The sequence below is a fragment of the Aquimarina aggregata genome (assembly GCF_001632745.1).
Taxonomy (GTDB): Bacteria; Bacteroidota; Bacteroidia; order Flavobacteriales; family Flavobacteriaceae; genus Aquimarina; species Aquimarina aggregata.
The window spans coordinates 1-22174 of sequence record NZ_LQRT01000008.1 but is presented as its reverse complement, the minus strand read 5'-3'; the positions used below and the strand labels follow the sequence as shown (position 1 = coordinate 22174).

Here is a 22174-nt window from a genome sequence, read left to right as displayed (position 1 = left end):
AAGCTTCAATTATTATTGAAGCTTTTTTTAGCAATTGAAAAATGTTGTGTTGATCCCGAGAGATCGGGATGGTTTAGTAGTAAACCGATGAGAAGCTTTTCCATATAAACTTGGAGAGGCTTTTTTTAATTCATGTATACAGTAAACAAAACTTTTATTGACGTAACTTTATCATATTACTAGATCAAGCTCAAAATTGAATATATAGATTTTTGGGCTTGATCTAGTTTGCTACTTTTTTATCTTATTGCAGTAAAGTTTTAAAAACCTTTCTTTTGATTCCTTTATTTAACTCTAGTAGATATATTCCTTTTGGAAAACCTTTCGTTGAAATTTTTGAGGTAGTTAAAATACCTTTTTTCACTATTTGACCAGATAAATTATATAAGGCATACCTCACATTCTCAACACCAGTAAACACTGTTAAATTATTTATCTCCAAAGAACCTTCATACGCTATAATTTCTAACTCTTCATTATTTACATTCTTAGCAAGTGTTACACTTGTTGAAGCGTTAACTAGCGGAGCAACCGGACTAGCCCCAGGGTTACTACCTGAGCATAGCGCTCTAAATACAAAATCATAACTAGTAGCCCCTTGTAAACTTCTTATCGTTATTGTAGAACTTCCTTCTGGGGCCGCTGCATAACTAACTGCTCCAGAATTTATATTTCCTCCAAAAGTACCTTGCGCAAAAGCCCTTAACTCAAATCTTCTAAGGTCATTACTCGAATTATCAAATGAAAACGTAATCGAATTTGTAGTCGAGCTAATCGCTTTTAACCCGGTAGGTGCATCATTGCAATCTAATGTTACTGGCACGGCGGTATTCAACTTAAATTCTGCTCGATCAAAATTAAATAAGAATCCTGCTCCCCCAGTATATGTAAAACGAATTTTTTGAGTCCCTGCTACCAAATCTAAATTTGCAGTGATTGAAGTATCATAGGTATGCCATGCATTATTAACAGGAACCATTAGGGTGGCCTTGTTTACTCCCCCGACAGAAACTACAACATTACCTCCTACTCCATTTGAAGAAGTAAAAACATCTAACGTATAAGTTCCTTTTTTATCAACATTAATATCATATTCGGTATAATTATTATTTTTTATAAACCCTAGGTTTTGTCCTCCTCCAGGTGTGTTTTCTGCTCTTACTTCTCCATTTTTAGCAACAAAATTTTCTACCTGAATAGTTCCCGGAATTACAATACCTATTGGATTTGGTGGTGTTCCTGAACAATCATCTATACCTCCTATACCCAAAGGTAGTGTGTTTGTCCCTAGACACATATCTACTATATTATTGGCAATAATATTTGGATTAGTTTTATTTGAAGCTGTCGTAGTGACTTCAGAAAGACTAGAAGAAGCTACTCCCGGAATATATTGATTATTGCCATTTCCCTTTAAAGGAGCTTTTACCTGCTTAATATTTGTACTTGTGTTCGTACGATAAAATATAGAGTTATTTAATGTAACTCTTGAAGGCACTGTACCTTGCCAAAACATGATGTCATTAGCCATAGTTCTATTTCTAGGTTCATTTTTATAAAAAGTACAGTTATTAAATGACCCTGATTCAGGTATTTTTTGTAAAAAGACGGCTCCTTGCTGCGGTGCATCTACAACATTAAGAAATTTAGTGTTTGCAAAAGTACAGTTGTCAAATTCAAAATTATTAATCAATCTAACATTAGCCTGTCCTACCTCATTATTATCAAACACAGAGTTGGTTAACTTCATTTTAGCACTATTGCCATGAAAAACAATACATCCTGCAAAAAAAGCTCTTTCAAAGTTACTTACGCCTGCATAGTTATTATATGTATTATCTTTAAACTCACAATTATCAATAACTAGAGCAGGTTCATTGGTAGGATAGCCTGGTGAAGATCCAAAAACTGGAGCTATAAATACCTCCATTACGGATACTTTTACATTTGCAGAATTTCTAACAAAACTAGTTCCATAGATTTCAAGAGGCTTTGTGGTTCTATCTACTCGCAAAGCGCCAGCACCTTCTACTACATTCATATAACCAGTAGTTGATTTGTATCCATTAGATAAATTAGAATCAAAAGAACTATTAATGATAGTAAGTCTTTCGATTGAAGTCGCTCCTATGGCTCCTCCTGTAACCGCTTGATTGTTTTTGAAACTACAACCAAATACCTCTGCAGTACTTTTGTTATTAATTCTAATTGCTGCACCATTCTGGTTTTCACCTATACCATTAAAATGCGATACTTTATTATTAACAAATTGGCAATTTCTTACTCTTAAAGATCCAAAAAATGATGCTGCTTGCGCCACTTCTATGGCACCACCGCCAGAACGAAAGATATTTTTAAGATTTGCCTGGGAGACTCCTTTAAAGTTAGCATTTGTTAACGTTGCATCTTGAATTACTAATCTAACACTACCCCTAACCAAAAAAAGACTAGTATTATTTTGACCATCAAATGTGATGTTCTTACCTTGAATTACAATTGTTCTTACTTTATCTCTATTTTGGTATGATGGATTAAGATGAATAACATTATTAAAATTAATAGTGGTTGGAGTCGTAGCATTGAAACGAAGAATTCCACCATTATTATCAAGAAGGTTTTTTAGTGCTGTTTCCAGATTACTAAAAGTTGGGTCAATTACTATTTGGTCTATATTAGCGTTTACATTAACTGGCACCGCATCGGGCATTTGTGAGGGATTATTTGGATTTCTACCATAAGTTTCCCATAATGTATTGGCCGCTTGTCTACGAGACTCTACTGTTTGTGCTGAGGCAAAATTAGTGCATAACAACACTAATAAGGCAATAATAGATACTTTGTGTTTCATAGTAAATTAAGAGTTTAGTTTTAAGAATAAACGTAAGAAATACGTTTTTATGCTGAATACCTAATTTAGATTTGGTAAATAGGCATACTTATTCTTTTTTTAACCTAATTAAACATTTTATAACACATTTTAAAGGCCTAAAATTAGACATAAAAATACCCCTGTTAGAACTTTAACAGAGGTATTATACTTTTATACATTTGTTTTTATTGCTTGAACGACGTTGATGTTGGAATATCAGATTTTAAATGCTTTGCAAAAAAGCCCATCATACTTTTATACAATTCGATTCGGTTTTTCTCATGTCCAAACCCATGACCCTCATCGTATTTAACCATATACGGAACATCAAAACCTCTTCCTCTTAAATTGGCTACAATTTGATCTGATTCATTAATATTAACACGAGGATCGTTAGCTCCCTGCACAACAAAAAGAGGTTTAGTAATTTCATCTACATTTAATGCAGGTGAAACTTCTTTCATTATTTTTTGATCTTCTGGATCATTCTCATCATACCATTGTTCATATACTTGTGCCAGATAGGGTTTCCAGTAAGGAGGAAATGACTTAAAAAAGGTAAATAAGTTTGATACACCAACATAATCTACTCCACATTGGTATAAATCTGGTGTTTTCACCAAACTTCCTAAAGTAGCTAGTCCACCATAACTTCCGCCATAAATAGCGATATGATTTTCATCAATGAATCCCATAGATTTTACATATTTCACTCCATCTTCAAGGTCATCTAACATTTTTCTACCAATTTGTTTACTCCCCGCTAGAAAGAACTCTTTTCCGTAACCTCCTGAACCGCGATAGTTAATTTGTAAAGTTGCGTAGCCTCTGCTCGCAAAAAGCTGTGTTTCTGGATTAAACCCCCAATAATCTCTTGGACCATATGGGCCGCCGTGTGGATTCACAATCAAAGGAAGTTTTTTTCCTTTTTCGATTCCTTTTGGTATTGTTAGATAACCATATAATGTTAATCCATCTCTTGACTTAAATTTAATAGGTCGCATTTCTGCCATATCCTCTTCTTTTAATTGAGGCATTAAATTCATAATCTCTTTAAAACTATCTTTTTTTGTATCATACAGGTAATACATCCCATATAATTTGTCACTATCAACATAGAGTAAATACTTATCTTCTTCGTCTGTTTTACTAGCTATAGAAACATCTTTATCCCCAAACTTATCGTTTACTTTCTTGTATAACTTCTTAAATGTTTCACTAACTGGTATTGTAACACTTTTTTCTCCAGTATAATAGTAATAATCAGTTTCATAACCTCTTTTTCTAGAACGATTCATTCCTCCCACATCGAAAGTAGCATTGCTAAATACTTTTTTAAGTGTTTTTTTATTTTCTAGATCATACAAAATAATCTCATCTGTATTATTTTCTAAATTACTCATTACAAAAGCGTCGTGAGGATATGCCGTAGTATAATCAAATCCGATAATATAAAAATTGTCTTTCCAGGTTGTTGTAAGGATTTTTTCAAAAGGTTTTTCTTTAGCTACTTTATAATATAAACTATAATTCGTTCCGTTTTCTTGTTTACTATAAGCCCTTAAATTTCCGTCTTTATCAAAATTATATCCTGATATAGGGTTTTGCACATCTTTATTTTCGTACAGTTTTTTTAGCTCTCCAGTATTTATGTTTATTCTAAAAGGTTCAAATATCTGTGGATTATCCTTGTTCATAGTAATAATCATGAACTCGGGTTGTTCTTTTAAGGATTCTTGAATATTTACACGAACCCCTTTAAAAGGTGTAAGATCCTTTTGATTCGAACCATCTAAATCTGAAGCAAAAAGGTGATAATCTTCATTTCCACCTTGATCCATGACATAAATAAGACGATTATTGTTAGCCCAACCATAACCTCTGATAAGTTCTTCTTTTTCTTCAATGATTCTTTTTGTGACTTCTGTTTCTGTATTCTTAACATATATATGTCTTTTTCCATTAGTATCTTTTTCGCGATAAGAAAAGTACATCCCATCTGGTGAAAATTGAAAAGAAGATTGTTTCGGCCTTTCAAAATAATCTTGAACGGCGTACTTAAAATTTCCTTTTTCTTGATCTACCAAAGCTTTAAGTTGTTCTTTTGATGAAACTAGTGAGGGATTGCCAGGCAGTTTATCCTTTTTGTCTTGTGCTACACTACAATGTACACTTAGCACGACCAGTGCCGATAAAAAATACGTTTTCATGATTTGATGATTTTGTGAATTTATATTTATAAAACTGATTAAAATTCAATATGTTACAACACAAAAGAGATCATTTACTAAAATAATGCTTCCCAATTTTCAGAAACTTTAATAAAATAAAACCAAATAAATACTAGTGATACTATAAATTTTAAAAACGTTCCTGCCAAAAAACCTATGAATGATCCAAAGGCTGCTTTGAGTGCCTTTGATGTTTCACTACTATCTCTTATAAATTCTCCTAAAAAAGCACCAGCAAATGGCCCAATAATAATACCAAGTGGCCCCATAAATATGATTCCGACAATTAATCCTAAAGAACTTCCGATCATACCATATTTAGTTCCTCCAAACTTTTTTGTACCCAATGCCGGAACTATGTAATCAAGTACCCAAACCAATATAGCAATTGCTAAAGTAACTCCTAAAAATGTCCAATTTTGAGGAACGGCATCTGTAAAATGTAAAATTAATAATCCAATCCAAGAAGTAAAAGGTCCCGGTAAAACTGGTAAAAAACTACCAATAATACCCAAAAGACAAAAGAGAAGACCTATAACTACTAAAGCAATATCCATACTTTTTTATTTATATGACGACAATGTTTCTGATTTGTTACGACAATATCATTTAACACGCCCAACCTATTCTTACTTAGATAAGAGTACACATATTATAGTTAAATTTAATTATTTTGTATAAGCTTACTGTTAAGCAAAGACTAATAAACTAACTATTGATTCAAAACTACCCCCAGAATTATGAAAACTCTTTTTACATCAGCGCTTGTCATGATGACATGCTTTATGTCTTTTTCTCAAAGTAGTTTCACTACAAAAAAATGCAAAAATTCAACTAATGAACGTGTAAGGAAAAACTGTGTCATCAAAGAAATTCAGAAGTATGTTAATAACAACTATGATATTACTGCAATTTCTTCAGATGCCAAACCTGGAGCTAATCGTATTTATACACGTTTTAAGATTGATACTACAGGAGAAATTACCGACATACAGGCCAAAGCATCATCTTTTCCTTTAGAAATAGAAGCTATTAGAGTGTTAGCATCATTTCCTGATTTGATACCTATTGCAAATACAGATAATACACTTGAGTCTGAAGATATTTATACCCTACTTATCACTTTTGAGGTCAATAAAACCCAAATAGAAATTAACCCTACAGAGAAACAACTAACAGGCAATTAATAATACCTATCTGCACTCATACCAAAATATTTTCTTCATATTGATTACTTGTCTCGGGTTGTTGTTAGTTTTTAGACAAAATACAGCTTGCACCAATAACACACATCCCTAAAAGTCATTGTTTTACATTTTTTTAACTAAATAATTAGTTTTAACTAAATATTTAGTTATATTTGTTTTTTAAATAAAACAATCACACTAAAAATCTTATTCTATAACTCTGTCTAATTTACAGAGAAACGCTTGTTCGTTTCTTAGTTTAATAGTCTATAGAAGAATCAATTTATGAAACAACTTACAAAAGCCGAAGAAGAAGTAATGCAGTTATTATGGGAACTGGAAGAAGCAAATGTAGCGTCTATAATAGACAAAATGCCTACTCCAAAACCTGCATATAATACCATTTCTACAATAATTAGAATCTTAGAAAACAAAGCATTTGTCTCACATCGGAAAAAAGGTAAAGGGTATATCTATTTTCCTTTGATAAAAAAGGAAGATTATAGTAGTCAATCCCTTAACAAACTTATGAACGGTTACTTTAATGGTTCCTTTAGAAATATGGTTTCATTTTTTGTAAAAAAGAATGATATGGACATCAAAGATCTGGAACAAATTTTAAAAGAAATCGATAAAGAAAATTAAGTATTATGCCTCATTATCTTTTACAAACCTTGATTTTTCAAGTGCTATTTTTAGTGCTTTATGATATATTTCATAAAAAGGATACATTTTTTATATGGAATAGGATATACCTAACATTTACACCAATTCTATCCTTAATATTTCCTTTTATAAAAATTCAGGCGCTAAGTACACCTACTTCTCAAGTATATGTATCTAAACTAGAGAGAGTAATTAACACCTCTTCTGAAAGTCTTGTTGTTCTTGGTACCACTGGGCCAGAACAAAGTCCAACAAATTGGTGGTTAGTTTTATATTGTTTAGGTGTAATAGTGAGTCTGTTTCTACTTGTAATGAAGTTTTACAAACTGAATATTTTAACAAGTTTTTCTTTTAAATCTGTTCTCAAAAATCAAAAAATAGTAACGCTTCCTAATAGCAGCCAGGCTTTTTCTTTTTGGAATACGATTTATCTCGGAGATCAACTAAATGCAGAAGAGAAAAAACAAATTGTTACTCATGAAATTGTTCATGTAGAACAAAAACATTCGCTGGACCAGCTATTTTTTGAAATTTTAAAGGTAGTCTTATGGTGGAACCCAATGATGTATATCTATCAATCTAGAATTACAATTTTACATGAGTACTTGGCTGATGCCGCAGTGGTGTCTACTATAGAAAAAAGAAACTATATAGAACAATTATTAAACTCAGCTTTTCAAACTCAGGAAATTACATTTGTCAATCAATTTTTTAATAAGTCCCTAATCAAAAAACGAATATTTATGTTACAAAAATCCAAATCTAAAACTATTGCTAAATTTAAATACCTACTACTAGCACCCGTAATTATTGGCATACTGTCTTATACTTCTTCTATTGAAGCTTCAAGCACTATAACAAGAAGTAGTATTGAAAATTCAACAAATAACATTGATGAAAGCACTTCAAATTTCTTTGCTAGTGGAGAACCTATATGTCCTAATGAAAATTCTGAATACAACGGTAAACTAAATAATTACTTAAAATTGTACAACGGAAAAAGCTCAGAAGCCATTGTCGATATAGTTTCTACTGAAACTTCCAAAAAAGTCAGAACTGTATATATTACACAAAACACAACTCAGTTCGTAAGAAATATTCCAGAAGGAACATACAAGCTTAATGTGGTCTATGGTAAAGATTATGCAGAAAAGCAAATTGATGGTGAATGCAAAGCCTATTTCACAAACCAAATAGCTATAGAAACAAATCCGAATATTCTTGATTTTAAAATAGTCAAAACCAAAAAAAGAATCAACGTACCATCTTATTCTTTAAGCATTGATTTAAAAAATAAAAATCAAAAAAAGACTATCAATGAAGAAGCTACTTCATCCAAAAATGTTAATCCAAAAATTTCTAAAAAAGTTATTAAACGTGGAGCCGAGCCAAAATGTCCTAATCAAAATGCACAATACGATACTAAAATAGATAACTATTTAAAAATTACAGCAGGTAAAGATGCTGATGTTATTCTTACTCTAACTTCATTAGAAAATCAAAAAGTCGTACGTACAATTCACGTTAAAACTAACCAAGTATATATTGCTAGAAACATTCCCGAGGGTACGTATGAATATAGTGTAATATATGGGGATGATTATGCTGAAAAAACTATTGATAATATCTGTATGGCCTATTTTAAAAACGTCAAAAAATCAGAAAAAGGAGTGCCTAAACTTGATTATAATACTGTAAGAACAAAAAAAGGTCTAAATGTACCTTCCTATAATCTAAAATTAGAGTACACTCCAGAAACTAAAAAATAATATTTAATTGAGAAAAAAGTAGTTCTAACCATCATGATACATTATTTAATTAGCATTATAATTTTTCAGCTCATATTCTTAATCGCATATGACTTGTTTCACAGAAAAGACACTTTTTTCTCTTTAAATAGGGTTTATCTACTTATCACCTCTGTGTTATCGTTTATTTTACCTCTTGTGCGGATTAAAAGCATCCAAAATACTATTCCAGATGAATATATAGTTAACCTCCCGGCAGTTCTTATTGGCCAACAAAGTGAGCTTAACAACGCTTCACAGATACTGCAAACAACAACAAATGTATCAGGTAACTTTAGTAATCTAAATTGGTGGCTCATAATATATGGTATTGGTCTCACCGTTGCCTGTTTATCCTTTATAAATAAAAACGTAAAACTTTATTTACTAAGAAAAAAATCAATAATAACTAAAATTTATAACTACAATCTGGTAACTGTTAAAAACAGTAATGATGCTTTCTCTTTTTGGAACACCATTTACTTAGGAGATCAAATCCACAGTGAGAAAGAACAAATTATCACTCATGAGATCGTGCATCTTAAAGAAAGGCACTCAATAGATTTGTTATGGTTTGAGTTTCTTAAAATCTTACTATGGTTTAACCCCTTAGTTTACATATATCAATCAAAGATTAATGTACTTCATGAATTTATAGCTGATGCCAAAAGTGCAACTGTATTTGGAAAAAGAAAATACTCAGAACAATTATTAAACACAGGGTTTGATACAGAAAAAATAAAATTCATTAATCAATTTTTCAATCACTCCTTACTTAAAAAGAGAATCCTAATGTTACAAAAACCAAAATCCAATAAAAACATGACAATCAAATATTTAATAATACTTCCTGTTTTTATGATAATGATCGTTTTTTCTTCGTTTTCGGGGAAATTAAGCAATACAAAAACAACTTCTAGAAGTACTCTTGACAATGTAAATCATATTGAAAAAAGGATCACACAAATCTCAAAAGATACAATTAAAGACGGGATTCCTTTTGCATTAATAGATAAAATCCCTACTACAGAATCTTGTAAAGGCATTCTAAATAAAGTAGAAATGAAGAAATGCGTGTCAAATGAAATTAAGGAATTTGTCAATACCAATTTCAATGTTTCTGAAATGAAAAAATACTCAGAACCTGGTGTAAATCGTATTTATGTTCGCTTTAAAATTCATAAAACAGGTATCATTACAAGTGTACAAGCTAGAGGGCCATCGCCAGAATTAGAAAAAGAAGCTATAAGAGTAGTTAAATCTATACCTAAGATGATTCCGGGAGAATTAAATGGAGAAAAAGTAGGAGTGCTGTATTCTTTGCCTATTGTGTTTAAAAATGGTTCTGAGGATTTATCAAAATCGTTTGAAAAAAAAAGTATTAAAACAGAACCGATAATTTTATCGGATAATTTATCCGACTTTAAAAACCATAACGTTAAACTTGGGTATTATCTAATCTCTAATATTTATCAGCGTAAATCACTTTTAGAAAAAGGACTTAAAAAATTACAAGAGCAAGGTCTTGATCCAAAAGTATTTCAAAATCCGAAAGACAAATATTACTATGTATATCTTAAAAAGTCTAATGATTTAGAAACGGTAAAAAATATGCTTACTTCTAATTTAGACGGAAATTATGAGGGAGATTTATATATTTTAAAAATACATGAAGGGTAATTATTTTTTAGTACTTATACTGACTGCCCTCTTGGGCAAAATCGCACCTATTAAAGCGCAATCAAGCACTGTGGTAGAAGCAGATAAATTATTTCAACTTGGAGATTATACAAACGCCATAAAGAAATATGAAAATGTAACTCCCAATACTAATTATACATTCTTGCAGATTGCACGAGCTCACAAAGCAATAGGAACTTATGATGATGCCTTAAATTTTTACTCAAAGGCTATCGATATAGACTCAGAATCTACGATAGCCTTATTTGAATACGGAAAGTTATTAATAACAACAAAAAAATTCGTTAAAGCCGATAGTATTTTTGGGGGGCTCATTTATAAATACCCTAAGAATCCCAATTTTCAATATCAATTAGGATTAGTCAAAGAGATTCGTAAGGATAGTACCGCTATAAACTATTACCAAAATGCTTTTAATTTAGATAATTCACACCAAAAGAGTTGCTATAAAATTTCAAAACATTTTTTGTCACTTAGAGCATATGATAGTGTTGTCAAATATGCCAATACAGGTCTTTCTTATTACAATAATAATGTAGAACTTATAAGTATTCTAGGGCAAAATTATTACAAAAAAGAGCACTTTGATAAGGCTATACCTTATTTTTTGAAGTTATTAAAATTGAATTTCAAAAATGAATTTATTTACCGCATGCTTGCCACCTCATATCATAAAGAGTATGAATACCAAGAAGCATTAAAATACTATGGTATATTACTTAATTATGACGATAAAAATCCAAAATTGTATTATACGATAGCAGAGCTTTACAGTCAAACTAAAAATTATGCAGAAGCTCAAAAATACTACCATATTGCGATTACACTTCTTGACTATAGTCTGGATAAAGAATATCACAATTTGGCTATGAATTATAGACATCAGGAGAAATGGAAAGAGGCGATTACTTTTATGAAAAAATCTTTAAAAGAAAATCCAGAGAGTCTTAGATCTCAATATCAACTCGCCATTTTTGCAGATGCCTATTATAAAGATCCTAAAACTAAACTTTCCTACTACACCAAATACATGGAAAAGTTTGGGGAAAAAGAAAACACTTCGGTAAAAAACCAAAAGAGAACCTTCAAAAGTTTTTTTGAAGAAAAAGTTAAAAAAAGAATAACTCAACTTAAGAAAGAAATTGAATCTACCAAAATCGAATCCAATTCGAATTAATCAAATTCCAAAACGATAAGCGTATATCGCGTTAGTTCTAAGTAAGTTATTTTAATAGCCGCTTCTATCTCATAACAGTTGATTTTTAGTAAAAACATAATAAGGAAAAACTAAGCTTATCTTAATTTTTCCTTAAAAAAAAGTAGGGTAGCTTTTGTTTTGATTGTTATTTAAATACACAAACGTCACATAGGTGGCTATTACTAATATTAATAACTCTTAAAATGAAACAAAAGTTAAAACGCTACGTCACGTTAGGGCTAAGTCTTTCTGTATTTTCAGCTTTATTTCTAACCCGTTCAGGCTTAGAAAAACAAGAAAAACAAAATGACAGCACTATCGCCGCTCAAAGAGCATTACACGCTCAACATTTAAAAAACAGCCCTTTTACAGAAACATTAAAACTTAGCAAAGCAGAACGAAAGTCTAAAGGATTACCCCCCAACAAGTATTATGAACAAATGTGGGAACTTACCTTAAATCCACAAACAGGAAAAACAAGTCCTGAGAATGTACACCTACTTCAACAAAAATTAAGAAAAGAAATATCAAAAAGAGCTCCCGGAGATGCTGCCAACAACCCCTGGATAGAACGAGGTCCAAATGATATTGGTGGTCGTACCAGAGCAATTATGTTTGATCCAAATGATAATACCAATAGAAGAGTTTTTGCTGGTGGTGTTAGTGGTGGATTATGGGTAAACGATAATATAACAGCAGCCAATTCACAATGGAGTAGAATTGAAAATGTTCCTGGAAATCTATCGGTTACTTCAATTACCGTAGACCCAAGAAATTCTAATACGTTCTATATAGGTACCGGCGAGCAATATACTGCTGGAGATGTTGTTGGTAATGGTGTATACCGTTCTACTGATGGCGGATCAACATGGCAAGCTGTAAATATTCCGGCAGCCGGACCCGCGACTTTTGAATTTAGTGCTACCAATTTATTCTTATCAGGAATTTTCTTTGTAAATGATGTTACTGCATGGAACAACACAGCAGAAAACCGAACTGAGTTATTCGTTGGAGTTGGAGCGCATATTTATGGAGATGCATCCAATCCAACAAATAGATTAGGATACCAAACAGCTGGATTATATAGATCTATAGACGGAGGAGCCAATTGGAATAGAATAGAATCTACTAATCTTAGATTTACATTTAGTGGTGCCAATTATTACTATATCCCTAATGATTTAGAAATAGCTTCAGACAACTCATTATGGATGGGAACAATAGAGACGCCTGGGCTTTCAAACGGTGGAGGAAGAGTTTTCTCATCTACAAATGGTGCTACTTGGACAGAAGCTACAGCTTCTCCATTACCAGATTCTAATCGAGTAGAATTAGAAACTTCTGCAACAGATGCTAATACGATGTATGCATTAACAGAAGGTCTTGCCAGAAATGCTCAGGATAGATTAATTGATCCTGTACATATTTACAGAACTACAAATAGGTTTGGTGCTGTTACAGAAACAACATTACCAAATGATGTTGATACTGGGATTCCTGCAAACGACTTTACACGTGGGCAATCATTTTATAATTTGATGATAGAAGCTGACCCTACAAATGATGATATCCTATATGTAGGCGGTATTGATTTATTTAGATCTACAAATAGTGGTAATAGCTGGACACAGATTTCTAAATGGTCCAACAATAATAATCTAGCAGCTTTACCAGTTTCTTTGGTACATGCAGATCAGCATGCAATGGTATTTCGCCCAGGAAATACGAACCAAGCAATTTTTGGAAATGATGGTGGTGTTTTTTATTCTAATAGTTTATCAACAGCCGGAAATAATAACGTATTTGGCGCTAGAAACAATAATTATAATGTAACTCAATATGTAAAAGCTGCCATTGGTCCTAATGGTGTTGGCGACACCGCTGGGATTTTTACTGCAGGAGCTCAAGACAACGGATCTCAAGCATTTAGAAACGTAACTCCTGGAATTAATGGATCAGAAGAATTATCTGATGGTGACGGTTTTTACACATTTGTGGATAGAGACGGACAATTTATGATTGCTACTTTTCTTCATAATATTATTTATAGATTTAATTTACCTTGGGATGGAAGAAGTAGAATTCAAGGAGGTGCTACAACATTGTCAAATGATGATCAAACAGGAGATTTTGTAAATCAAATGGGATATGACAGTCAGGCTAATTTTTTACTCTCAAATGCCTCATCAGGAACTAATTTTGCTATAAGAACAATAGATGTTGCTAACGATCGAAATTCAGATATTAGAAATGCTTTATTAACAGCAAAACCAACGGCACTTACACCTTCTCCTTTTGCAAATAATACATGGCTTATAGGTACTGCCAATGGAGGTTTATTACGTCTAACTAACGTAGGATTAGGAACTGCAAATTGGGCTGCCATTACTACTCCATTTGTAGGTTCTGTGTCTTCAGTAAGATTTGGAGCCACAGCAAACGATATTATGGTTACTATGCACAATTATGGAGTGACTAGTATCTGGTCTTCTACTAATGGAGGAACAAACTGGGTTAATAAAGAAGGAAATCTTCCTGATATTCCGGTTAGAGATATTTTACAAAATCCATTAGACAGAGACGAAGTAATTGTTGGAACGCAACTTGGTGTTTGGGTTACTACTAATTTTAATGCTACCAACCCTACTTGGAGCAGATCTCAAAACGGAATGAGTGATGCCAGCGTTACTTCTTTTGATTATTGGGCTATCAATGGAGATGATAACAATAATAGGATTATAGCTTCTACTTATGGACGAGGGGTTTTTACAGGTTCATTTACCTCTAATTCTAATACCCCCTCAGGAAATACTCAAACTGCATTTGTTTCGAATAGTATTCCAGGAACTATCCAAGCTGAAAATTATGATAATGGAGGACAAGGCGTGGCTTATAATGATACCACAAATAATAATATAGGGGGACAAGGCAGAACAAATCAAGGCGTAGATATTACCAATACCCCAGATGCGGGAGGAGGCCAAATCATAGGCTGGACAGCAAATGGAGAATGGTTAGAATATACTATCGGAAATGTAACACCTGGAACCTATAACGTTACCTTTAGAGTAGCGAGCAATGTAAGCAATACAAAATCAATTGAAGCACTTTTGGGTTCTCAAAACTTAGGTAATATCTCAATTGGAAATACTGGCGGATGGCAAACATTTACAGATTTAACGCTTAATAACGTGGTGATTTCTAATGGAAATGCTAATCAAATATTACGATTAAACATTAGTGGTGGATCCTATAACATTAATTGGGTTCGGTTTGAAGCTGTTACTAGTGCTCAAACAGCTTTTGCCGTTCAAAACATTCCTGGTACTATTGAGCTAGAGAATTACGACAATGGAGGACAAGATGTTGCCTATAATGATGTAGACACAAGTAATAATGGAGGGCAAGGTAGAACAAATGAAGCTGTTGATGTGCAAACTACAACTGATGCAGGAGGAGGTACAAATGTAGGCTGGGTTGCAAATGGAGAATGGCTAGAATATACTATCGCAAACACAACGGCGGGAACATATGCTATTAACATTAGAGTAGCTAGCCCTAGAAATACTGCAAAATCTGTTCAGGTTTCATTAGGTGGTGTAAATCTTGGTACCGTTGCAGTTCCCAATACAGGTGGATGGCAAACCTGGCAGACTATTACCATACCTTCAGTTACTGTTTCTGGTGGATCTAATAAAGTTCTGCGTCTTACTATGGTAGGTGGTTCTTTTAATATCAACTCTGTTCAGTTTAGTTCTTCAGTTAGAAATACAGCTATCACCTCTATCGCTAATAGTAATGAAAACAGTAAGAACAAAGCTAGTATCAGCCTATATCCTAATCCAGCAATTGAAAAAGTACAGATCGATTTTGGTAAAATTATCTCTACTAAAGTACCTGTTCAATTTTTTGATCATCTAGGACGAGCTATAAAAAGTGTAGAAATAAACACTAATAATCAATCTATTGATATACAAGATTTGACAACTGGACTATATTTTATCAAAATAGGGTTAGAAAATCAAACTATACAAAAGACGTTAGTAAAACGATAAGTTATTCTCATATACTTCATTCTTTACTAAGAAAAAAAGGTTACCCAAAATGGGTAACCTTTTCTGCATAAAATAACGTGTGTTTACTATTTGTTATTTACTTATTTTCTTTCTGGATACTATTCTATTGTTCTCCAAAATAGTTATTATATAGTGCCCTGAAGGTAAGTCTTGAACATCTAAAGCGTTATTACCCTCTTTCAAAGTAACTTCTTTTCTTAAGATTCCCATAAAGTCAACTATTCTAGCAACAGACCCATTAGAAACTCCTGATACATTAAGCATCACTTTCATAGGTACAGGGAATACTTTAATATCACTCTTCGCACTTTTACCTAAATCTTCCTGTCTAGCCCCAATAGTAGTTGTATATGTAATAACTAACTGCGGTGCTTTTACTGATTTATGATCTTTAGAGGCAAAAGCGATATCATTCCCAGAACTTGCATTAAGAATAAGTGAAAGTTTATCTCCGTTTATACCTCCGGCATTTAGGCTAATCGTTTTATTACTTCCTACTGCAAACCCTGTATTTAAATTACCTAATAAATCTCCAACTCCAGGCTTATTAGCATTGGATAAGTTATTTTCTGTCCAATTGCTACTACTCCCTTTATTTACATTGATGTTTCCATTTCCTGGATCAGAATCAATTGTAAACTGTAAGTCTGCTTTAGTAACAGTTCCTTGAATAGAAGATAGATCAAACATTAGATAACCTGATCTGTTATCCTTTTCTACACGAACAATACCATCGTTATATCTTTTTGATTCCTGTAAATAAGCATCATGAATCGGTGATAATGTAACAGTTCTAGTTTGAACAACAGGAGGAGCTACAACACTTGTAGTAACATTATCTACATTAAATAGATAACCTACTGCCCCTTTGTATACCAATCTTAGTTTTTTCTCACCACTAGTAAGTGAAACTTCTGCCGTATATGATTTATAATCATGCCATTGCCCTGTTACCGGAATTGTTACAGTACCAACTGTTGTTCCGGCTTCAACAATATCAATTGTTCCCCCTTGACCAGCACTTGAAGCTGCAATATTAATTGCATATTTTGCACTAGATTGAATATTAACAGTATACTCGGTATAATCTCCATTTTTAACAAATCCAAGATTTTTACCAGAAGTTCCTGGGGTGTTTTCGATACGCACACTTCCTGATTTAGAAGCAAAACTTTCTGCCTCAAAATTTCCTGGAATAGCTATAGTATTTACTGGTGGTGTATTATCTTCTATCTCGACTGCAACACTTGTTGAAGTAGTTGAAGCCCCTTTATTATCTGTAGCTTTAGCAGTTACGTTATATGATCCTACATTTGCAATGGTAGTTGTTACTTGATAAGGTGCTGTTGTATCCTCACCAACCTTATTAGCACCAATATAAAACTCAACTTTAGCTACAGTACCATCACTATCAGATGCATCTGCGCTAAGTGTTATTGATTCTCCAGTACCAAATGTTGCTCCATTTGTAGGAGATGTCATTCCTACTTGTGGTTTGGCATTTTCTGATCCTGTATTACAATCTACTAAAACCTCTGCTGGTCCATTACCTGTTGGTTTTGTATATGCTTTCGACAATACAAATTTATCCATTTCGAATCCATCTTCTCTTAATGAGAAAGAGATAGTATGTACTCCTGCAGATGGGATATCTAAAAAGATCTTGCGCTCTTCACCACAGTGATTAGCCGCTGTACGTTGTTTACTCTCCCAAGTCCATTTGTTTTTGCCTGAACACCATTGCATTCTTCTACCTGATGCAGGCCAATTTCCATTAAGACCTACGTGTACTCCATTATCTTCGGTACCTGTAGAATGCGCACGTACCCAAACAAAATATTTTCCGGCAGAAGTAAACTTAACCTTGTAATTTACAATTGTAGTTTGCCCTGCTACATCACTAAAACTTACTCCAGCTACTAATGGATCACCATGAGTGACTCTGGTATCAGGTAAAATTTCTAAATACCCACCACTACTAGCTCCATTTGCATGATTTGGATCTGGATCCGGAGTAGGAGTTCCTGTGGTATTTGCATCAAACACATACCATTTTCTATTGCTTGTTTTTTCTTGGCTTAAAAAGTGTTCTGCTTCTACGGCTACTACTCCGTTTTTCTCTAAAGCAACACATCCTTCTCCACCATCGGTGTCGCCTCCACCATCAGGAGTTCCTCCTCCTTGACAAATAAAGTCAAGTGCAGTCCATCTTCCTCTAGAAAATGCAGTCCCGTTTCCTTCAGGAATATTACCATTGGTATGAGAATTAAACTCTACTCTAATTTTGGCTCCTTTTTTAACTTCAATACCTTTAAAAGTTGTTCCAGATTCTGCATAATCAGTAGCAGTAGTTGGGTTTTTAAATTCCCCTACTCTTACACCATCAATAGAAACTCTATAAGAAGACTCACCATCAATTTCTGTAAGTGTTGTTAATTTGATATCATATTTTCCTGTATCACCTCCAAAAGTAGCTTCTGCAGCTGCAAACTTATCTTTGTATTTAGATGCATCTATTGCCACTGCATTTCTTGCATTATCTTTATAAGCAGGAGAGAATCCTGAAACTGATAATGTTGGAAAATCAGAAGTTGATTTCATTGAAACTGTTCCGCAGTTTCCTCCTCCATCTGGGCAATCTAATTCGAAAATTAGTTTTGGTGCTGTTGAACCTTCTTTAGAAGAAAAAGATACATCATTACCTCCTGTTTGCTTTATTATTAGAGAAATAGTTTCTCCAGGGGTAACACCCGTTAAATCCCATTTATACGATTGACCTACGCTATATATGGTATTTAGAGAACCTATTTTTGTTCCTTGTGCAGGCTTGTTACCATTAGAAAGATTACCTTCTGTCCAGTTATTAGAGTTTCCTTTAAACACCTCTATAAGTCCATTACCTCCATCTGAAGATACGGTTAACTCTAATTTTACTCCAGTAACTTTTTCTGTTGTTGAAGGTGCTGTAAATTTTAAGTATGAAATTCTGTTCCCACTTTCTACTCTTAAATCTGCCGTATTAAACTTTGTTGTGCCTTGTAAATACGCATCTTGAGATGGAGTAGCTGTTTTTGTGTTATCACAAGTACCGCCGTCTCCGCCGCCGTTACCGTTTCCATCTTTACTTGTAATCAATGCAACCCAGTCATTATTATCAGGAGCAACCAAATTACCTCCTAATGTTGTTTTAGCTGTTAGGTTACCGCCATTACGAGGGTTATACCATTGCACATCATACTTATTATTTCCGGCAGGTAGACTTAACCCTGTAGAACCCCCATTTGGTCTATAAACAGCATATATTTTGCCTGCATTTGCGAGTACATAATCATTACCATCAGATGTAACTCCATCTGAAGAGGTCATTTTTATCATATCCCCCTGCAGGTACTTATTAAAAAAGTTAAGAGCATATCCTCCCTCTTTATATTTATTTCCTCTTTTTCGATGGTCGTTCCCATTTATATCGCCATCATTATTTGTATAACCACTATAGTATTCTACACCGGTTCCTCCAGCCATAAGTGTACCCCACAAAACTTTGTGTCTTACTTCTTTATCAGAAACTCTAATTCCCGTTGAAGCTGGACCTTGTTCATCATTAGCTACAACCCATTTTCTACCCGCATTACGAGATTTTTCTAACCATCGCTTTACATCGTTATGTACTTTATTCTTGTCTGTTTGTATAGAAGCACCGGTTAAGACAGAGCTATTACCTAGTAAAGGATTATATCTTTGATCTTGTTGGTTAGGATATGTATGAATTACAATATTATGATCATATGGGTCTACATCTTTAATGTATGATGCTGTAGCCTTTGCTACATTATCCTTAAGAGTAGTTTCTTCTGTAAGATTCCAATTAAGTGCTAAATGATGACTAAATCTAGCTATTAACTCTCGGTAATATAATTTTCTTTCTCTACCAAAATTATCACCATCCATTTTATTATCATTCTCTGTTTCCATGGTTTTAAAATGAAGGTATATACCTTTTTTATCTGCATATTCCATCATTTTTTCCCACTGAGCCAATTTGGATACATCAAAACGGTCATGATGTACTTTATTCCATTGTTGAGCTCTCCCTGTATTACCATATTCCTGCTCAGAAACTTTTAAAACATGAGGAAAAACAGCTCCTCCATCTCCACTTGTATTCCATGTCAAGAACGATACTACATTTGCTCCTTGAGAAGAAAGGTAATTAATCATACCTAAAATCTCTGTTCCTTTACCGTTGCTCCATGTATACGAACTTGCATCTGCAGCTACATAATCTCTTTGATGAGGCTGCCATGTTTTACTACCAATTTTATTAAGGTTATTATTATAACTTGGTGTAGCATCAAAATCTACATAGTTAAGTGCATTTTCTGGGGAATCTGCTCCTGCTTTTACAAACCAATTACCATTAGGATTTGCAGGGTTTGTACCTGAGTATCTAAGGTAATGTTCTCCTACATACTGTAATCTTCCTTTATCTTTTGCTCTGTGATCTCTTCCTGATTTATCAGATTCTGAAATAGCAAAAGATCCTGTATTACCATTCATAAACCCAGCACCAGAACCTCCTCCGTTTATAGCCACATTAGATCCAGACTTAAACGACGCAGACCAATTCCAAGCTCCTGTTTGATCTGGTGTAAAATGTACTCTCCATTTATTACCAGATTTACAACCAGTATTCTCAGCATTACCACAAGCTGCAAAATACCCTGGCACAGTATAACTTCTATTTGTTGCTTGGTGAGTAAATGTAACATCTAACCTAAAATCAGAAAAAGGATTTGGATTAGCAGTTTCAGATGTATTAGGACCATTAAATGTAAGACTGACTTTATGCCATCTTTTTAATTCTCCTTCGGGAGTTTGTGCTTTTACCACTAGCCCTAGAAGGAAAAAAGCAATTAGACAATTGAGTTTTGTAAGTTTCATGATTTAATTCGTTAAAAGATTTGTTTCGAGTGTTAGTTTTCAATTATAAAATATTGCATAATGTTATAATGCCCTCCCAAGCAAAATTTGACATCGTTACAAAAGCAATTTATAAAGTTGAATTAGTGTTGTTTGTTTTTTAATCAAATTATATTACAAATTTGATCAAAAACTAAAAGTAGTACTTAGCATACCAGACAACGGTATGTAATTATGATTCGAAGGTTTGTGATTAGAATTCGTTAAGTACTAATTAGTATCTGTTATAAAGTTTCTTTACTATTTTAAGCTGAATACCCTGTGTTTTAAAGGATTTGTTTATCTTTTTTTAATATTCATTTAACAATAAATTGGCATTGTATTTTCAATTCATGAAAACGTTATAAAATACAAATGGAGAGAGATATAAAATCTCTCTCCATTTTATAGACTCAAAAAGTATACTTATTCTATTACTATTTTACTTTCTGTTCTTTGTTTTGAAGTAAAATCAAAAGTTTCCAAAATATAAACACCCGGTTCTAAACCTATTATAGGTATTTGAATTTTTGATTGATTTTCTTGGCCTTTTACCTGTTGCTCTTTAACGACATTACCTATTAAATTAAATAGTCTAATTCGAACATTCGTAATTTTACTACTACTCTTTTCATCTCCTTGTCTCAATGAAACATTGATCAAGTTTGAAGCAGGATTAGGGCTTATTACAACATCTGGCTGAGCTTGTATCGCATCAGAACTAATACCACTACAATCAGGTGCTGTAGCAGATGTACTAAAGTAAATAGTAAATCCTCCTGTTTTTGAAACTAACACGAAATTACCAGCATCTTCTGTTGTCCAATATTCACCATCTAATCCTGTAAATCCAGAACCTGCAATTGTAATCGCTGGCTGTGCAGCATTAAATGTTTGAGTTACTTTTGGTAAGAAATCATTATACCAATCTGGAGTACCATTGTTGGTATTCATAGAAAATTGATATAATCCATTATTTGAAAGATCCCAATTGATTGTTAAATCTAAAACGTTATCAAGATTTGGACCTCCTGCACCTAGAACAAATATATTCTCATACTTTGAATTAAGTGCTGGTAATGCATTAGCCAACGGAGCTCCAAAAGTACAATCTCCTCCTGTCGAAACTGGGTTTCTTACTACTTCAATACTATTTGAAAGATCAAAATCTCCTGACAAGCCTGAAATTAATACATCTGCAGTAAGACCTGTAATTGATCCGTTATATGTTACATTATAAATAAAGCAACTTCCTACTCCAGCTCCATCAAAATCAACTACTTCTGGAGAAGCTGGTAATCCTAAAATCTTACCTGCGGCATCAGTTACTATCCATTGATTTGTATCTCCTACCGTATCTGTTAATGTTATTCCTGAAACATTATCTGCGATACCATCTCCAACTGTAAACGTAAAAGGACCTCCTGCAAGTACTCCTCCATTAACTGTAGTACTTGGTGGGGTTGTTCCGCAATCTGGTGCTGTAGCTGATCCACTGAA

11 protein-coding genes are annotated in these 22174 nt (G+C 33.3%); 6 read left to right on the top strand and 5 right to left on the bottom strand.

The window, feature by feature from the left end:
* Window positions 1-244: 244 nt before the first annotated feature.
* The 3 genes from AWE51_RS10325 to AWE51_RS10315 form a co-directional block, all read right to left on the bottom strand.
* Complete coding sequence (locus AWE51_RS10325) at window positions 245-2848, bottom strand: T9SS type A sorting domain-containing protein (RefSeq protein WP_066313139.1); 2604 nt, start codon at window positions 2846-2848, stop codon at window positions 245-247.
* Window positions 2849-3054: 206 nt separating this feature from the next.
* A complete protein-coding gene (locus AWE51_RS10320; RefSeq protein ID WP_066313138.1) occupies window positions 3055-5079 on the bottom strand; it encodes a S9 family peptidase in 2025 nt (674 codons plus the stop codon).
* Between the two features lie 77 nt (window positions 5080-5156).
* Complete coding sequence (locus AWE51_RS10315; RefSeq protein ID WP_066313137.1) at window positions 5157-5657, bottom strand: DUF456 domain-containing protein; 501 nt, start codon at window positions 5655-5657, stop codon at window positions 5157-5159.
* Window positions 5658-5840: 183 nt separating this feature from the next.
* Here AWE51_RS10315 and AWE51_RS10310 point away from each other — a divergent pair, with 183 nt between their 5' ends.
* From AWE51_RS10310 to AWE51_RS10285, 6 genes are all read left to right on the top strand, one after another.
* Entirely contained in the window at window positions 5841-6287 is a 447-nt protein-coding gene (locus tag AWE51_RS10310; protein ID WP_157766068.1) for a hypothetical protein, read from the top strand.
* A gap of 285 nt (window positions 6288-6572) precedes the next feature.
* The gene (locus AWE51_RS10305; protein WP_066313131.1) at window positions 6573-6932 is read left to right on the top strand and encodes a BlaI/MecI/CopY family transcriptional regulator; all 360 of its coding nucleotides are present in this window, start codon (window positions 6573-6575) and stop codon (window positions 6930-6932) included.
* Between the two features lie 5 nt (window positions 6933-6937).
* A complete protein-coding gene (locus tag AWE51_RS10300) occupies window positions 6938-8722 on the top strand; it encodes a M56 family metallopeptidase (protein WP_066313128.1) in 1785 nt (594 codons plus the stop codon).
* Between the two features lie 33 nt (window positions 8723-8755).
* Complete coding sequence (locus AWE51_RS10295; RefSeq protein ID WP_082832388.1) at window positions 8756-10420, top strand: M56 family metallopeptidase; 1665 nt, start codon at window positions 8756-8758, stop codon at window positions 10418-10420.
* Window positions 10410-11618 carry a tetratricopeptide repeat protein gene (locus AWE51_RS10290; protein ID WP_066313120.1) on the top strand — a complete coding sequence of 403 codons (1209 nt, stop codon included), beginning with the start codon at window positions 10410-10412 and terminating at the stop codon, window positions 11616-11618. Before AWE51_RS10295 ends, AWE51_RS10290 begins: the two co-directional genes overlap by 11 nt.
* 224 nt (window positions 11619-11842) lie before the next feature.
* Complete coding sequence (locus AWE51_RS10285; RefSeq protein WP_066313117.1) at window positions 11843-15694, top strand: carbohydrate-binding protein; 3852 nt, start codon at window positions 11843-11845, stop codon at window positions 15692-15694.
* Between the two features lie 93 nt (window positions 15695-15787).
* On the opposite strand, the gene AWE51_RS10280 is transcribed toward AWE51_RS10285, so the two are convergent.
* Together AWE51_RS10280 and AWE51_RS10275 are read right to left on the bottom strand one after the other, a co-directional pair.
* Window positions 15788-20656, bottom strand: a complete 4869-nt coding sequence (locus tag AWE51_RS10280) for a CBM96 family carbohydrate-binding protein (protein WP_066313116.1) — start codon at window positions 20654-20656, stop codon at window positions 15788-15790.
* 444 nt (window positions 20657-21100) lie between these two features.
* Window positions 21101-22174 (bottom strand): T9SS type A sorting domain-containing protein (locus tag AWE51_RS10275; RefSeq protein WP_157766067.1); only part of this gene is annotated, 1074 nt, incomplete at its 5' end.

Excerpts from the sequence above, each read along its gene's own strand:
- AWE51_RS10325 (WP_066313139.1), bottom strand. The coding sequence starts at position 2,848 with ATGAAACACAAAGTATCTATTATTGCCTTATTAGTGTTGTTATGCACT.
- AWE51_RS10320 (WP_066313138.1), bottom strand. The coding sequence starts at position 5,079 with ATGAAAACGTATTTTTTATCGGCACTGGTCGTGCTAAGTGTACATTGT.
- AWE51_RS10315 (WP_066313137.1), bottom strand. The coding sequence starts at position 5,657 with ATGGATATTGCTTTAGTAGTTATAGGTCTTCTCTTTTGTCTTTTGGGT.
- AWE51_RS10310 (WP_157766068.1), top strand. The coding sequence starts at position 5,841 with ATGAAAACTCTTTTTACATCAGCGCTTGTCATGATGACATGCTTTATG.
- AWE51_RS10305 (WP_066313131.1), top strand. The coding sequence starts at position 6,573 with ATGAAACAACTTACAAAAGCCGAAGAAGAAGTAATGCAGTTATTATGG.
- AWE51_RS10300 (WP_066313128.1), top strand. The coding sequence starts at position 6,938 with ATGCCTCATTATCTTTTACAAACCTTGATTTTTCAAGTGCTATTTTTA.
- AWE51_RS10295 (WP_082832388.1), top strand. The coding sequence starts at position 8,756 with ATGATACATTATTTAATTAGCATTATAATTTTTCAGCTCATATTCTTA.
- AWE51_RS10290 (WP_066313120.1), top strand. The coding sequence starts at position 10,410 with ATGAAGGGTAATTATTTTTTAGTACTTATACTGACTGCCCTCTTGGGC.
- AWE51_RS10285 (WP_066313117.1), top strand. The coding sequence starts at position 11,843 with ATGAAACAAAAGTTAAAACGCTACGTCACGTTAGGGCTAAGTCTTTCT.
- AWE51_RS10280 (WP_066313116.1), bottom strand. The coding sequence starts at position 20,656 with ATGAAACTTACAAAACTCAATTGTCTAATTGCTTTTTTCCTTCTAGGG.